This is a genomic window from Pseudofrankia inefficax (assembly GCF_000166135.1).
GTDB lineage: Bacteria > Actinomycetota > Actinomycetes > Frankiales > Frankiaceae > Pseudofrankia > Pseudofrankia inefficax.
Map to the genome: position 1 here is coordinate 8,241,820 of NC_014666.1, position 13,902 is coordinate 8,255,721.

Annotated in this window: 12 protein-coding genes; 9 read left to right on the forward strand and 3 right to left on the reverse strand. The window is 73.3% G+C overall.

Annotated features, from left to right (window positions below; translation table 11 throughout):
* Positions 1 to 460: 460 nt before the first annotated feature.
* Positions 461 to 1,864, forward strand: a complete 1,404-nt coding sequence (locus FRAEUI1C_RS33460) for an adenylate/guanylate cyclase domain-containing protein (protein ID WP_013427817.1) — start codon at positions 461 to 463, stop codon at positions 1,862 to 1,864.
* Here FRAEUI1C_RS33460 and FRAEUI1C_RS33465 read toward each other — a convergent pair.
* The gene (locus FRAEUI1C_RS33465) at positions 1,822 to 2,598 is read right to left on the reverse strand and encodes an SDR family oxidoreductase (RefSeq protein WP_013427818.1); all 777 of its coding nucleotides are present in this window, start codon (positions 2,596 to 2,598) and stop codon (positions 1,822 to 1,824) included. The genes FRAEUI1C_RS33460 and FRAEUI1C_RS33465 overlap by 43 nt on opposite strands.
* 394 nt (positions 2,599 to 2,992) lie before the next feature.
* On the opposite strand from FRAEUI1C_RS33465, the gene FRAEUI1C_RS33470 reads away from it, so the two are divergent.
* Positions 2,993 to 3,409, forward strand: coding sequence for a hypothetical protein (locus FRAEUI1C_RS33470; protein WP_013427819.1), 417 nt, complete (start codon positions 2,993 to 2,995; stop codon positions 3,407 to 3,409).
* Positions 3,410 to 3,455: 46 nt separating this feature from the next.
* Here the strand turns inward: FRAEUI1C_RS33470 and FRAEUI1C_RS33475 are convergent, their stop codons facing one another.
* Positions 3,456 to 4,379, reverse strand: a complete 924-nt coding sequence (locus FRAEUI1C_RS33475) for an LLM class F420-dependent oxidoreductase (protein ID WP_013427820.1) — start codon at positions 4,377 to 4,379, stop codon at positions 3,456 to 3,458.
* 201 nt (positions 4,380 to 4,580) lie between these two features.
* Between FRAEUI1C_RS33475 and FRAEUI1C_RS33480 the strand changes: the two genes are divergently transcribed.
* A complete protein-coding gene (locus tag FRAEUI1C_RS33480; RefSeq protein WP_232425214.1) occupies positions 4,581 to 5,870 on the forward strand; it encodes a YncE family protein in 1,290 nt (429 codons plus the stop codon).
* A 107-nt stretch (positions 5,871 to 5,977) separates the two neighbouring features.
* Positions 5,978 to 6,739: an SDR family NAD(P)-dependent oxidoreductase gene (locus tag FRAEUI1C_RS33485; RefSeq protein ID WP_013427822.1), complete on the forward strand. Its 762-nt coding sequence runs from the start codon at positions 5,978 to 5,980 to the stop codon at positions 6,737 to 6,739.
* Positions 6,740 to 6,873: 134 nt separating this feature from the next.
* Here the strand turns inward: FRAEUI1C_RS33485 and FRAEUI1C_RS33490 are convergent, their stop codons facing one another.
* Positions 6,874 to 7,752: a TIGR03854 family LLM class F420-dependent oxidoreductase gene (locus FRAEUI1C_RS33490; RefSeq protein WP_013427823.1), complete on the reverse strand. Its 879-nt coding sequence runs from the start codon at positions 7,750 to 7,752 to the stop codon at positions 6,874 to 6,876.
* A 159-nt stretch (positions 7,753 to 7,911) separates the two neighbouring features.
* On the opposite strand from FRAEUI1C_RS33490, the gene FRAEUI1C_RS39950 reads away from it, so the two are divergent.
* The 5 genes from FRAEUI1C_RS39950 (at position 7,912) to FRAEUI1C_RS33510 (ending at position 13,783) form a co-directional block, all read left to right on the forward strand.
* Positions 7,912 to 8,058 carry a hypothetical protein gene (locus FRAEUI1C_RS39950; RefSeq protein ID WP_013427824.1) on the forward strand — a complete coding sequence of 49 codons (147 nt, stop codon included), beginning with the start codon at positions 7,912 to 7,914 and terminating at the stop codon, positions 8,056 to 8,058.
* The gene (locus tag FRAEUI1C_RS33495) at positions 8,055 to 8,582 is read left to right on the forward strand and encodes a hypothetical protein (protein WP_013427825.1); all 528 of its coding nucleotides are present in this window, start codon (positions 8,055 to 8,057) and stop codon (positions 8,580 to 8,582) included. The genes FRAEUI1C_RS39950 and FRAEUI1C_RS33495 overlap by 4 nt, the downstream gene beginning before the upstream one ends.
* A 264-nt stretch (positions 8,583 to 8,846) precedes the next feature.
* Entirely contained in the window at positions 8,847 to 10,706 is a 1,860-nt protein-coding gene (locus FRAEUI1C_RS33500) for a hypothetical protein (protein WP_013427826.1), read from the forward strand.
* A 269-nt stretch (positions 10,707 to 10,975) separates the two neighbouring features.
* Complete coding sequence (locus FRAEUI1C_RS33505) at positions 10,976 to 12,910, forward strand: serine/threonine-protein kinase (protein ID WP_013427827.1); 1,935 nt, start codon at positions 10,976 to 10,978, stop codon at positions 12,908 to 12,910.
* 69 nt (positions 12,911 to 12,979) lie between these two features.
* The gene (locus tag FRAEUI1C_RS33510) at positions 12,980 to 13,783 is read left to right on the forward strand and encodes a class I SAM-dependent methyltransferase (RefSeq protein WP_013427828.1); all 804 of its coding nucleotides are present in this window, start codon (positions 12,980 to 12,982) and stop codon (positions 13,781 to 13,783) included.
* Positions 13,784 to 13,902 lie beyond the last annotated feature (119 nt).

The following is a 13,902-nucleotide window of genomic DNA, read 5'->3' on the forward strand; positions in this document are numbered from 1 at the left end:
AGAGGCAAAGCCCCCACCTCGGAGAGGATCACGCCCCCGGCACCGCGATGCGTGCCGGAGCGTACCGCGCTCGCTACGCCGAAGCGTGGCCACGCGAACAGCTACCAGTCGATCGCAAGCCACGATGGCGGCCACCTGGCCACGCGGCGCACGGCCCACCTGTCCATCCGGCCGCACGGCCGAGCGGCGCCGCACCCAATAAACCCGAACCGACCTGCCTCGTCCAGATCGCCTGATCGGTGGCGCCGGGCCACCGGCGGCCGTCCAGGAGTGTCACCGAACGTCCGTTCTCGCCCGATTCGCCGGAACAGCAAGGCCTTCGCGCGAATACGGTGGTCGCGAACGGGCGCCGCGCCAATGGTCCTATGGACGCAAACCCCGAGAAGGTGGTACTGGCACCACTGTGCCTGTGGGACCAGCCCCCTGTGCAGAGGGTCACCTCCCAGGCTGAACTAGCACCATGGAGCAGATCGGGGTTCTGCTGGCGGACGACAACCTGATCGTTCGTGCCGGGGTGCGGGCCTTGCTCGCCCGGGTGCCCGGGGTGTCCGTGGTCGGCGTCGCCGCCGACCGCGACGAGCTCGTTCGCCTTGCCCGCGAGCACCGACCACGGGTGGTGGTCACCGACATCCGGATGCCACCGACCTTTTCCGACGAGGGCATCGAGGCCGCGCGGGAGATCCGGCTGCACGCGCCGGGGACGGGCGTGGTGCTGCTCTCCCAGTACGACGAGCCGGAGTACGGGATCAGCCTGCTGGCCGGCGCCGACGCCGGTGGCTGCGCGTACCTGCTCAAGGAGCGGCTGGCCGACCCGGAGATCCTCGTTCGGGCGATCCGGGAGGTCGCGGCCGGTGCCGCGCTGCTCGACCCCCGGATCGTCGCCGCGGTGCTCAGCCCGGTCCGCGACGCCGCCGACCTGACCGACGACCAGGAGCGGCTGCTGCGCGAGGTCGCCGAGGGCCGTTCGATCAGGGCGATCGCCGACGGCCAGGGCGACACCCCGGCCGCCGTGAACGCCGCCATCGACGCCCTGCTGCTGCGGCTCGCCCATGGCGCCAGCGCCGGCCGGGCCGGGGCGCTGCGCCAGCTGCGGATGCTGCACGCCGCGATCGTGCGCCGCGACGAGCAGGGCGAGGCGCTGTCCCGGCTGCTGCCCGGCGGCCTGGCCGAGAAGCTGCGGGAGGACGCCAGCGCCGGGCAGTCCGCGGAACGGCTGACGGTCACCGTCCTGATGTCGGACATCCGGGGCTACACGACCATCGCCGAGCGCACCGACCCGATCGTGCTGGCGGGCCTGCTCGACGCGCACCGCCGGGAGATGAACGCGGCGATCCTCGCCGAGGAGGGAACGGTCCTGCAGTACGCCGGTGACGCCGTCATCGCCGTCTTCGGCGCGCCCTACCCGCAGGACGACCATCAGACCCGGGCGACCCGGGCCGCGACCGCGATGCAGGCCCGTCAGCGGGCGCTGAACGCCCACTGGCGGCAGGAGGGCCTGACCCCCTTCGGGCTCGGGATCGGCATCAGCACCGGCGAGGTGGCCGCCGCGCTGCTCGGCTCGGAGGCCCGCCGCGAGTACACGCTCGTCGGCGACACCATGAACCTCGCCGCCCGGCTGCAGGCCTTCGCCCACGCGGGCCAGACCGTGCTCTCCGAGCCCACGGTCACCGCGCTGCGCGGCCCCCTGGCCGCCGCGCTCGCTCCGCTGCCCCCGATGACCGTGAAGGGCCGCGCCGGGTCCGTCCACGCGTACCTGCTGGACGCGCCGGCCGTGGTTCCCGTCGCGACGGTCGGGATGCGGCCGGCGCCGGCACCCGTGGGTCAGCGGCCGCCGCTGAGGTCGAGAAGGGCCGCGGTGGCGTAGGAGGACGACTCGGGCAGGCAGAACCAGAGGATGGCGGCGGCCACCTCGGCGGGAGTGCCGGCCCGGCCGAGCGGGGCGCTCGGGCCGACCTGGGCGGCACGGTCGGGCTGGCCGCCGCTGGCGTGGATCTCGGTGTCGATGATCCCCGGCCGGACCGCGTTGACCCGGATGCCCTCGGCCGCGACCTCCTTGGCCAGACCGATCGTCATCGTGTCGATGGCCCCCTTGGACGCGGCGTAGTCGACGTACTCGCCGGGGCTGCCCAGCCGGGAGGCCGCCGACGACACGTTCACGATCGCGCCACCCGTCCCGCCGTAACGCGTCGACATCCGGCGCACGGCCGCGCCCGCGCACAGGAAGGCGCCGACGACGTTGACCGCCAGCATCCGTTCCAGCCGCTCGGGCGACATCTCGTCGACGCGGGCGCGCCGGTCCACGATGCCGGCGTTGTTGACCAGGACCGAGACCGGGCCGAGCCGGTCGGCCGCCGCGAACAGCGCGGTGACATCGGCGCTGGACGACACGTCGGCCCGCACGGCGACCGCTCGGGCACCCGCCGCCTCGCAGCGGGCCAGCACACCGGCGGCCGCCTCGTCATCGGTCCGGTAGCTCAGGCACACGTCCCAGCCGTTCCTGGCCAGCTCGACGGCGGTCGTCGCGCCGATCCCCCGGCTTCCACCGGTCACCACCGCCACGCCTCGCTGCGCCGGCAGCGACTCGGCTCCGACCGTCACGCCGGCCTCCGTTCCGTCCGTCCTGTCCCCGACTGGACTCCCGCGACGGCGCAAGCCCGCCGGCAGCCTCCCACCTTTGGTGGCGTCCGCCGGGATGGCCCGGCCAGCGGCTTCGCGGTCGGTCCACACCCCGCGTGCCCGGCCGTCCGGGCGGGCCTTCCGGCCCGGCCGCGATGAGACTTTCTGCCGTCGTATCAGCGGAAGCCGCGCGTCTGACGCCTTTCGGTGCGGGTATGGACCCACGAGGGATGGGGACCTACCTCCCCCGGGCCCCCGTTAGGAGGCGCGGAAGCAGGTTCTTTCACGCTTCCTTCGGCATAGGGCTTCCCCTTACCTATGAGGCACGTCACAATCGGCCAAAGCAGGTCGGACGGCGCAACCCGAGGAGGAGGCCGTGGAGCAGGCCCAGGACCGGTCCGTCGCGACCACGGTCGCGACCGGCAGCAGTGTGATTGTGGGTCTGCGGGTGGGCGACCCAGGCGAGCTCGCCGATGTCCTGCTCGCCGCCGAGCTCGCGGTGAGCACGGGCGCCAGGCTCGTGGTGGTCGCCGAGCGCGACCGCTGGGCACGGTTCGCCCGCTGGACGTCCGGCATGTACTGCGCGTTCGGGATGGACGGGGTCGCGCAGGCGTCGCAGACCGCGGAGCGGGCCGTCCAGGACGACCTCTACGAGCGGGTGGCCGGCGTGGTCGGGCTGGTGCCGGTGGACTGGACGCTGGTGTGGGCGTCGGGCTCCGCCACCCGGGCGGCGGTCCGCTACGCCCGGCGCAACCCCACCGTCCTGGTCATGTTCCGGCCGGCCTGCCGGTAGCCGCCGGTGGCCGCCGGACCACGTCCGGCGGCTCGGGCCGACAGCCTCAGACCTGTGGCAGGACCTCGGCGGCGAGCAGCGCGATCTGGTCCAGGTCGTCCATATCCAGGAGCTGCAGGTACAGGCGGTTCGCGCCGATCTCGGCGTACTCGCCGATGCGCGCGACGATCTCGGCCGGCGTGCCGGCGACGCCGTTCTCCTTCAGGTCCGGCACCTCGCGGCCGATCGTCGCGGCCCGCCGGGCGACCTCGGCGTCGTCCCGGCCGCAGCAGACCGTCAGCGCGACCGAGCGGATGAGGCTGCCCGGGTCGCGGCCGATCTCCTCGCAGGACCGGCGGGTCCCGTCGAACAGCCGGGCCGCCTGCGCGACCGGCTGGAACGCCGCGTTGTACTCGTCGGCGAAACGGGCGGCCAGCCGCGGCGTACGCACCGGGCCGAACCCGCCGACGATCACCGGCGGGCGTGGGGACTGGACCGGCTTCGGCAGCGCCGGGCTGTCGGTCACCGAGTAGTACCGGCCCTCGAAGCCGAAGGTCTCCGTCGCGGTCCACAGGCCAGTGATGATCTCCAGCTGCTCGGCGAGCCGGTCGAACCGCTCGGCCAGCGGCGGGAACGGGATCGCGTAGGCCTTGTGTTCCGCCTCGTACCAGCCGGCGCCGAGGCCGAGCTCCACCCGTCCGCCGCTCATCTCGTCGACCTGAGCGACGGAGATCGCCAGCGGGCCCGGATACCGGAACGTCGCGCTGGTCAGCATCGTGCCCAGCCGGATCCGGGTGGTTTCGCGGGCGAGGCCGGCGAGCGTCACCCAGGAGTCGGTCGGCCCGACGCCCGGGTCGCCGCCGCCGATGCGCGCGTAGTGGTCGGAACGGAAGAACGCGTCGAACCCGCCCTCCTCGGCGGCACGAGCGACGCCCAGCTGCTGGGCGTAGGTGTTGCCCTGCTGCGGCTCGACAAAGATCCGAAGGTCCATGCTTCCTGCCTACCAGCAACGCGGACGGTTCGCGAAGTGGCCGGTCCGCCGGATCTGTCCGGCGACGGCAGGCGTCGCTGGCACCGCCCGGGGGAAGGACCACGGCGAGGTGTGGACCCCGACGTGCCGGATCACCACCTGCCCTGAGAGGCTCCCCGGCAAGAATCCCGGCACTGGCGCTGCACGGAGGATGTGTTCCGCTTGAGATCCACGAGCTCCGCCCGCCTCGGCGGGCCGGTGACCATCGCCCGCCTCGGCGGGCACCGGCGGGCGATGGTCGCCGTCCCGGCGACGACGCGCGCCCGCCGACCCGGCCGACGGGTCCGGCCAGGCGCGGTGGCCGCGCTGCTGGCCGCCGCGCTCCTCGCCGCCGCAGGCGCGGCCGGTTGCTCCAGCACGAGCGCGAACGCCGGCGGGGCCGCGACCTCCGACCCGATGGCCGGGATGAACATGGCGACGACGATGCCGGCGCAGCTTCCGCCGGCCGCGACGCCGACCAGCGTCAACGTCTACTCCCACGACGGCGCGAACGCCCTGAGCCCGAACGTGGCCGGGCAACGACAGCTGGTGTACGTGCCGAACAGCGACCAGAACTCGGTGGACGTCATCGACCCGACGACGTTCAAGGTCATCGATCACTACACCACCGGGAAGAACCCGCAGCACGTGGTGCCGGCCTGGGATCTGAAGACGCTGTACGTCACCAACGACCTGGCCAACAGCCTGACCCCGATCGACCCGACGACCGGCAAGCCCAAGGGCCCGAACATCCCGGTCGACGACCCGTACAACATGTACTTCACCCCGGACGGGAAGTACGCGATCGTCGTCGCCGAGGCCCGCGAGCGACTCGACTTCTACGACGCCCAGACCTGGAAGCTCGTCCACCAGGTGCACGTGGACTGCCCCGGGGTCGACCACATCGACTACTCCGCCGACGAGAGCTTCCTGGTCGCCACCTGCGAGTTCTCCGGGAAACTCGTCAAGATCGACTGGAAGAACTTCCAGGTGCTCGGCTACCTGACCATCGGCGGGATGCCGCAGGACATCAAGCTCGACCCGCAGGGCGAGGTCTTCTACGTCGCCGACATGCAGTCGAACGGCGTTCACCTGATCGACGCGAAGACCTTCACCAAGATCGGCTTCATGCCGACAGGCAAGGGCGCCCACGGGCTCTACCCGAGCCGGAACGCCAAGCTCCTCTACGTCTCCAACCGGGGCGAGGGCTCGATCTCACTGATCGACTTCGCGACCCGCAGGATCGTCGGCCGCTGGCAGATCCCCGGCGGCGGCAGCCCCGACATGGGCGGAGTCTCGGCCGACGGCAGCGTGCTGTGGCTGTCCGGCCGCTACAACCGCGAGGTCTACGCCATCTCGACGACGGACGGGCACCTGCTCGCGCGCATCCCGGTCGGCGCCGGCCCGCACGGGATGTCGGTCTGGCCACAGCCCGGCCGCTACTCCCTCGGCCACACCGGCATCCTGCGCTGATCCAGGTCCGTCCAGCTGACCCGGGTTCGTCCACCCGAGCGCGGGGCCGGCCGTCGGCACTAGCCTGATGTCCGGCCCCGCGTCCGTTGTGTGCTGAGGGAGAACCTGTGTCCGTGCTCGACCGTTTCCGCCTGGACGGCAAGGTGGCCGTCGTGACCGGCGCGTCCGCCGGGCTCGGTGTCGCGTTCGCGAAGGCGCTGGCCGAGGCGGGCGCCGACGTGGCGCTGGGCGCCCGCCGCGTGGAGCGGCTCGAGGACACGAAGGCGGTCGTCGAGGCCGCCGGGCGCAAGGCGGTGGCCGTCCGGGCGGACGTCGCCGAGCCGGCCGACTGCCAGGCCCTCGTGGACGCGGCGCTCGCGGCGTTCGGCCGGGTCGACGTGCTGGTGAACAACGCCGGCGTCGGCACCGCCTACCCGGCGACCAGGGAGACCCCCGAGCAGTTCCGCCAGGTGATCGACGTCAACCTGAACGGCTGCTACTGGATGGCCCAGGCCTGCGGCCGCGTGATGAAGCCAGGCAGCAGCATCATCAACATCTCCAGCGTCCTGGGCCTGACCACCGCCGGCCTGCCGCAGGCGGCGTACTCGGCCAGCAAGGCGGGCCTGATCGGCCTGACCCGGGACCTGGCGCAGCAGTGGGGAGCGCGCCGCGGCATCCGGGTGAACGCCCTGGCCCCCGGCTTCTTCGCCTCCGAGATGACGGACCAGTACAAGCCCGGCTATCTGGAGGCCCAGATCCCGCGCGTCCTGCTGGGCCGTTCCGGCGACCCCGAGGAGCTCGCCGCCGCCCTGATCTTCCTGGCCAGCGACGCCGGCTCCTACACCACCGGCCAGGTCCTGACCGTCGACGGCGGCTTCACCGCCACCTAGCCCGGCCCGCCCCGGCCAAGATCGCGGCTTTGGCCCTGGGACGGTCGTGAATCGGGCCCGATCGCAACCAGCTGAGGGCCAAACTCGCGATCATGGCCGGGGTGGGACGGGAACGGACCGGCGGCGGGCCTGCCTCAGGTCTCCAGGGGCTTGAGCTCGGTGGCGAAGGCGTCGAGGAACGCGGGCAGGGCCTCGGCGCGGACGGCTGGGTAGAGCACGAACTTGCTGAACCCGGCGGCGACGAACTCCTCGACCTTCGCCCGGATCGCGGCCCAGCCGACCGGGAGGTACTCGGCCGGGTCGACCTCCGGCCGGCGCGCCCGCAGGGCCTTCAGGTCCGGCGCTGGCCCGTCGAGGGCGACCCGGATGCTGACACCGAAATGCTCCGGGTCGACCGTCCGGCCCGCCTCGGCGGCCGCGGCGTTGACGGCGGCCAGCCCCACGGCCGCCTCGGCCGGAGTGATGAAGCTCGGCAGCCAGCCGTCGCCGAACCGGCCGACCCGTCGCAGCGCCTTCGGGCCGGAGCCACCCAGCCAGAGATCCAGCGGACGTTCCGGGCGGTCGCCGAGCGCCAGGCCGTCCAGGTGGAAGAACTCGCCGTGGTGGGTGACGGAGGGCTCGGACAGGAGCCGGCGCACCACCACCAGCGATTCGTCGAAGACATCACCACGGCGGCCGGGCGGCACCGGGAACGCGTCCCGTTCGGCCGGCCTGGCCGGCCCGAGGCCGACCACGGGCAGCACCCGGCGCGGGGCGAGCGCCGCCAGCGACGCGAGCTGCTTGGCGTAGACGACCGGATTGCGGCCCGGCAGCACGTTGACGGCTGTGCCAACCTTGAGCCGGTTGGTGCGGGCCAGCGCCCAGGCCATCCCCATCATCGGGTCGACCGCCCGGCTGGACAGCTGCTCGGACAGCCACAGCGAGTCCACGTCGACCTGGGCGATCTTCTTCACCAGCCCGGACAGCTCCGCGCCGGAGACCCCACCCAGTCCGATCCCGATCCTGACCTTCACAGCGCTCACCCTCCCGGTCGACCTCGACAGTGGTCAACCCGGCCCGGCCCCAGTCCATGCCGGGCCGGCTCGGCCCGAGCGGCGGGCGCGCGGCCGGTTCCGTCGACCGGTTCATCGATCCGGGTTGACCACTACGGCCCCACCACGGACTCTGGAGGCATGGGTGACCCCGGACGCATGGGTGACATCGGCAAGCCCGAGCGGATCGTCGAGGACGAGCCCATCTCGTGGCCGGACGAGGAGCCGCTGACGGTGCCGGCGTCGCCCGAGCGTGAGCCCGAGCCGGCGGTGGCCCCCGGGCGATGAGCCTGCTGGGGTGGCGCCAGTGGGCGGTGGACCGGGAAGGTCTGCTGCGGCCCGCCTGGACGCCCTGGACGCCGTTCCCGGCCGGCCTGCTGCTGTGGCGCCCGGACGGCCTGACCCGGGCGTACTGCCTGCGTGACGCGCATGCCACCGGCGAGCCCCCCGGCGCCACCGTCGGTCCCAGCACCGTCGGTCCCAGCACCGCCTCCGCCCAGCCGGAGGACGGCGCGAGAGGCGTGATCCCGGCCGACGGCTGCGTCTGCGGCCTCTACGCCTGGCGTGACCCGGAGACCCTCGCCGCTGCCCCGATCCCGCGCTGGACCAGGCGCCCGATCGTCACGGGCGCGGTTCGGCTGGGCGGCCGGGTCATCGTCGGCGAGCGCGGCTACCGCGCCGAGGTCGGCTACCCCGTCGCGATCCACGACCCACACGGCGTCATCGCCCCCGCCTACCAGGTGGCCCGGTACCGCGACTGGCGCGCGCTGGTCGCCGAATGGCGACCGGAAGCGCCGTCCACGGCGGCCTGACGCCCGTCCTGCGCGACACCAGGCGCGACAACAACCACAGATCTCCAGCGAGCGGCGTGTCCGCTCGGTTCCCTCGCCTACCTGGTGAAACGCCGCCCATGCCGACAGTGGACCGATCTATGGCAGTGTGGGTGTTCGCATACCCAAAGCGACGATTACTCCAATACGGGTAAAGTGCCGGGCGGCGCGTCGACTTGACGACGCAGGGTGAAGCCGGATCTTCCGGCCGGCTCCGCCGGCGGCCCGGCTCCGTCAGGAGGACTCGTGTCGGCCACCGAGCAAGGCTCCGGCGTCGTCGCCCCCTTCCGGCTCGGCCGCGTCGGCTCGGGCGATGCGCTGGGTGGCCCGGAGACCGGTGAGACCACGCTCGGGCGGGGTACCGACGGCGGGCTCCCGATCAGTGCCCGACACCGCCGCCACGCGCGACGCCGGCTGCCACGCTGGCCACTCGTCCTCGCCGGCTACCTCGTGCTCGCCGCGGTGCTGCTGCGCTCGCTGTGGGCCGACCCGGGCGCCCGTGGCTACGGAGTGTCCGACGCGACGCTGTTCACCTGGTTCATCGGGTGGGTTCCGCACGCCGTGCTGCACGGGTCCAACCCGTTCGTCACGCACCTGCTCAACGCGCCGGATGGCGTCAACATCATGTGGAGCACCCCCGTGGTGCTGCTCGCCTTGTTGATCACACCGGTCACGATGGTCGCCGGGCCCGTCGTCGCCCTCAACACGTTGCTGACGCTCGCGCCGGCCGTCTCGGCCATCGCGGCGTACGGCGCCGCCCGCCGGTGGGCCTCGGCCTGGCCCGCGGCCGTCGCCGGGCTGCTCTACGGGTTCAGCCCGTACATGATCGGTGCCACCCGCGGCCACCTGCACCTGACGTTCGCGCCGTTCCCGCCGCTGTTGCTGATGCTGCTGCACGACCTGTTCACCGGCCGCCGGTCGCCGCGGCGCACCGGGCTGTGGCTCGGGCTGCTGGTGGCCGCGCAGGCCCTCGTCAGCGAGGAGCTGCTGGCGACCGGGGCGCTGATCGGCGGGCTGGGCGTGCTGATCGCCGCGGCGCGGAACCGGGCCGCGGTCCGGGCCCAGGTCGGCCCGCTCGCGCGATCGCTCGGCTGGTGCGCCCTCGTCGCGGCGGCGCTGCTGGCCTGGCCGCTGTGGATCCAGTTCCGCGGGCCATACCGCGTCAGCGGCTCGATCCAGCCTCATGACGTGGCGGTCTCCGACCTGCTGACGTTCGCCGTCCCGACCTGGGCTCAGTGGCTGGCACCGCACCAGGCGCTGGCCCGCAGCCACCGGTTCACCGGCAACCCGGTGGAGGTCAGCGCGTACTTCGGCGTGCCGCTGCTCCTGCTGCTGGCCGCCCTGTCGGTGCGGCTGCGGCGGGATCCGGTGGTGCGGGTGCTCACCCCGCTGTTCGCGATCGTCGCGCTGCTCTCGCTCGGCGGCCACCTGCACATCGACGGCCGGATCACCAGGATCGTGCTGCCCTGGCTGCTCGCCGAGAGGCTGCCGGTGATCGGCAACGCCCTGCCGTCCCGGCTGGCGCTCTACCTGACGCTGTTCGCCGGGCTGGCGCTGGCGATCTGGCTGGAGCAGGTCCGGCAGCGACCCGTGCCGCGGCGCGCGGGCGCCGCGGTGCTCGCCGCCGCCGCGCTGGTGCCGCTGTTCCCCGCCCCGATGCACGCCCACGAGATGCGCGCGCCGACGTTCTTCACGACGGCCGCCGTACGCGTCATCCCGAACGGCGCGCGGGTGCTCGTCGCGCCCTACCCGCGCCCGGACATCCCGGACGCGATGTTGTGGCAGGCCCAGGCGGGTTACCGGTTCGCCGTGGCGGGCTGCTACTGCACCGTGCCTGGCCCGGACGGGCGCTCCCAGTTCCACGGCAACGCCAGCCCGCTGACGACCGCGCTGCTGACGGTGGAGGCCGGCACGATGACGCCACGGGCCGCGCTCGCGCTGCCCGGGCTGCGCGAGGCCTACCGGGCGCTGCACCCGGACGCGGTGATCGTCGGCCCGGCCGACCATCACGCCGAGCTCATCGAGCTGGTCACGGGCCTGACCGGGCGCAGCCCGGTGGACGAGCCGGGTGGCGTCGCGCTGTGGCCGGAGTCCTTCCGCGTCTGACCGGTTCATCAGGACCCGTTGAAGCCGACGACCGATCACGCCGCGCGGCGACGCTACGTAGTGACACTGATTCACAAGGTATCGACAGTCCGGTCCGGCCGGCCGGTACACCGGGTGCTGACGACCCGGCGAGGTGCACACGAGAAGCTGTTCGGGGTGCCACTCCGGATTGCCGTCCGGGATGATGGAATGGCCGCGGGAAACTCCCGCCGAAGCCGGAGAAGAGCCGAAATGCTCAACCGTCCGGACGTCGGCGGCGCGCGTCCCGCATGTTGGGTGGGGGTGACGTGACAGCCGGGCCAAACCGAGTGGTGGCGGGTCGCTACCGGCTGCTCGCGCCGTTGGGCGCGGGCGCGATGGGCACCGTCTGGCGCGCCTTCGATCAGTTGCTCGACGCCGAGGTCGCGCTCAAGGAGATCGAGTTCGCCGGCGGCGTTCCCGACGAGGAGCGCGCCGACAGGGTCGAGCGCGCGCTACGCGAGGCCCGGCACGCGACCAAGCTGCGCGCCCACCCGAACGTGGTGACGATCCTGGACGTCGTCCTCGAGAGCGGGCTGCCCTGGATCGTGATGGAGCTGGTGCCCTCACGGTCGCTGTTCGACGTGGTGCGCCAGGACGGCCCGCTGCCGCCGGTCGAGGTGGCCAGGATCGGGCTCGCGATGGTCGACGCACTGGCCGCCGCGGCCGAGTTCGGCATCATCCACCGGGACGTCAAACCGTCCAACGTGCTGATGGCGAACGACGGCAGGATCGTGCTCACCGACTTCGGCATCGCCACCGGCGACGGAGATCCGACGCTGACCGTGACTGGTGTTATCGGAACTCCGCTTTACATGGCCCCGGAACGGCTGAACAGTCTGCCGGCCACGCTGGAGTCGGATCTCTTCAGCCTCGGCGGAACTCTTTACTTCGCGGTAGAAGGACAGGCGCCGTTCGCGCGGGACAGTTTCAGCGCGATGCTCGCGGCGATCGTGCTCGCTCCGGTCGCCTACCCACGGCAGGCCGGACCGATCGCCGACGCGCTGATCGGCCTGCTGGAGAAGGACCCGACGACCCGGATGCGGGTCGCCGTCGCACGCCGGATCTTCATCGACAGCATCCGCGCGGTCGACGGCGCGTTCCTCGACCCGGAGGCGACCGCGTCCGCCCCGCGCCGGACCCGCGCCCAGCCCGCCGGAGCGACCCAGCCGCAGGACGTCCCGGTCGGCGTCCCAGCCACGACCGCGCCTCCGGTGCTCGCCGCCGCTCGGCCGGCGCCGCAGGCCGAGCCGGCGGGCGGACGGCCGGCGCCACCGACCGCGCTGACCGCGACCGAGGAGGACGGCGCGATCGCGCTGAGCTGGGAGCCGTCGCCGACCCCCGGCGTCGTCTACCGGGTGTTCCGGCTGGTCGCGGACCCGGCGGCACCGAACGGCTGGCGCGCCCGGGGCCTCGGCACGACCGGCGTCACCGGGCTGGTCGACGCCGGGGTACCCAAGGGTGTGCCGTTCCGCCACGAGGTCGTCGCCGTGCTGCGCGACCCGTCCGGCCACACGATGACGGTCGGGCCGGACTCGCCGGCCGCGTCCGCGCCGGTCGGCACCGCGCCCCGGACCATGTCGCCCCGGATCCACGGTCTGCGCGCCGACCTGCTCGGCGACGCGATCGCGCTGTCCTGGCGGCCGATGCCCGGCCAGAACGAGGTCGTCATCGAGCGGGTCTTCGACCCGTCCTCGTCGTTCCAGGGCGCGATGCGCCGGTTCCGCGGCACCGGCGGGCAGTACCTCGACCACGACGTCCAGCCGGGGGCGACCTACCGCTACCGGGTCTGGGTCGCTCCGGCCGTCCACGGCACCCTCGCGCTCGACCTGGCGGAGGGCGCCGAGGTGGCCGCCACCGCGATCCCCCGCCCGCGCGCCGTCACCGACCTGGAGAGCCAGCGGACCCCGGGCGGCACCGTGCTGCGCTGGACGAGCGTGCCCGGTGCCGTCGTCCGGGTCTACGCGACCCCGGTCGCGACCGGGTCAGGGCTGTCCGGGACGGGGCCCTTCGGGCCGGCGGGGCACGAGGTGCGGGTCGGGTCGCTGGAAGGCCGGGCCCGGCTGGTCGGCGAGAGCCGCCGCGGCCGGCTGCTCGACCCGGAGGGCGGCGCCGACGTCGTCTACTCCCCGGTCAGCGTGGCCGGCGACCGCGCCATCATCGGCGCCGCCGTCATGCCAGGATGACCGCTGCGCCGCGGCGCCTGGGCGCCGTTCGGGGGCGGAGCACCGATCCCCTTCTGTAGAGGATGCGCGATGAGCGAGGCGGGGTCCGTCCAGTACGAGGACGTCGACGAGACGACGGCCAGGACCGCGAGCCGGCGGTACTGGGAGGACGAGGCTGCCGCCTACCAGGAGGAGCACGGCGCCTTCCTCGGCGACGTCGACTTCTGCTGGTGCCCGGAGGGGCTGCGCGAGTCCGAGGTCCGGTTGCTGGGCGACGTCTACGGCAAGCGGGTGCTGGAGGTCGGCTGCGGCGCGGCGCAGTGCGCCCGCTGGCTGACCGCGCGCGGCGCGCGGGTCGTCGGCGTGGACCTGTCCGCGGGCCAGCTCCAGCACGGCGCCGCGCTCGGGCGCAAGACCGGGATCGAGGTCGGGCTCGCCCAGGCCGACGCGACCGCGCTGCCGATCGCGTCGGAGTCGGTGGACCTGGCGTGCTCGGCGTTCGGGGCGGTGCCGTTCGTCGCGGACAGCGGCGCGGTGATGCGCGAGGTCGCCCGGGTGCTGCGCCCGGGCGGGCGGTGGGTGTTCTCGACGAACCATCCGATGATCTGGTGCCTGCCGGACGAGCCGGACGAGACCGGGCTGCGCGTCATCCAGAGCTACTTCGACCGGCGCGCCTACCTGGAGCGCGACGGCGGCGGCCGGCCGGCCTACGTCGAGACGCACCGCACCATGGGCGACCGGGTCCGCGAGATCGTCGCCGCCGGCCTGGTGCTGCTCGACGTGGTGGAGCCCGAGTGGCCCGAGGAGAACACCGAGATCTGGGGCCAGTGGGGGCCGGTGCGCGGGTACTACGTGCCGTCCACGGCCATCTTCGTGACCGCCCGACCGGACTGATACCGACCGGGCCTGGGCCGGCCGCCGGCCTCCAGTGGCGCACCGTCTCGGTAACGATGCGTTATCCAGACCTCAACAATCGACGGACAAGTCCCACTTGAGCCACAACGACCTGGCCT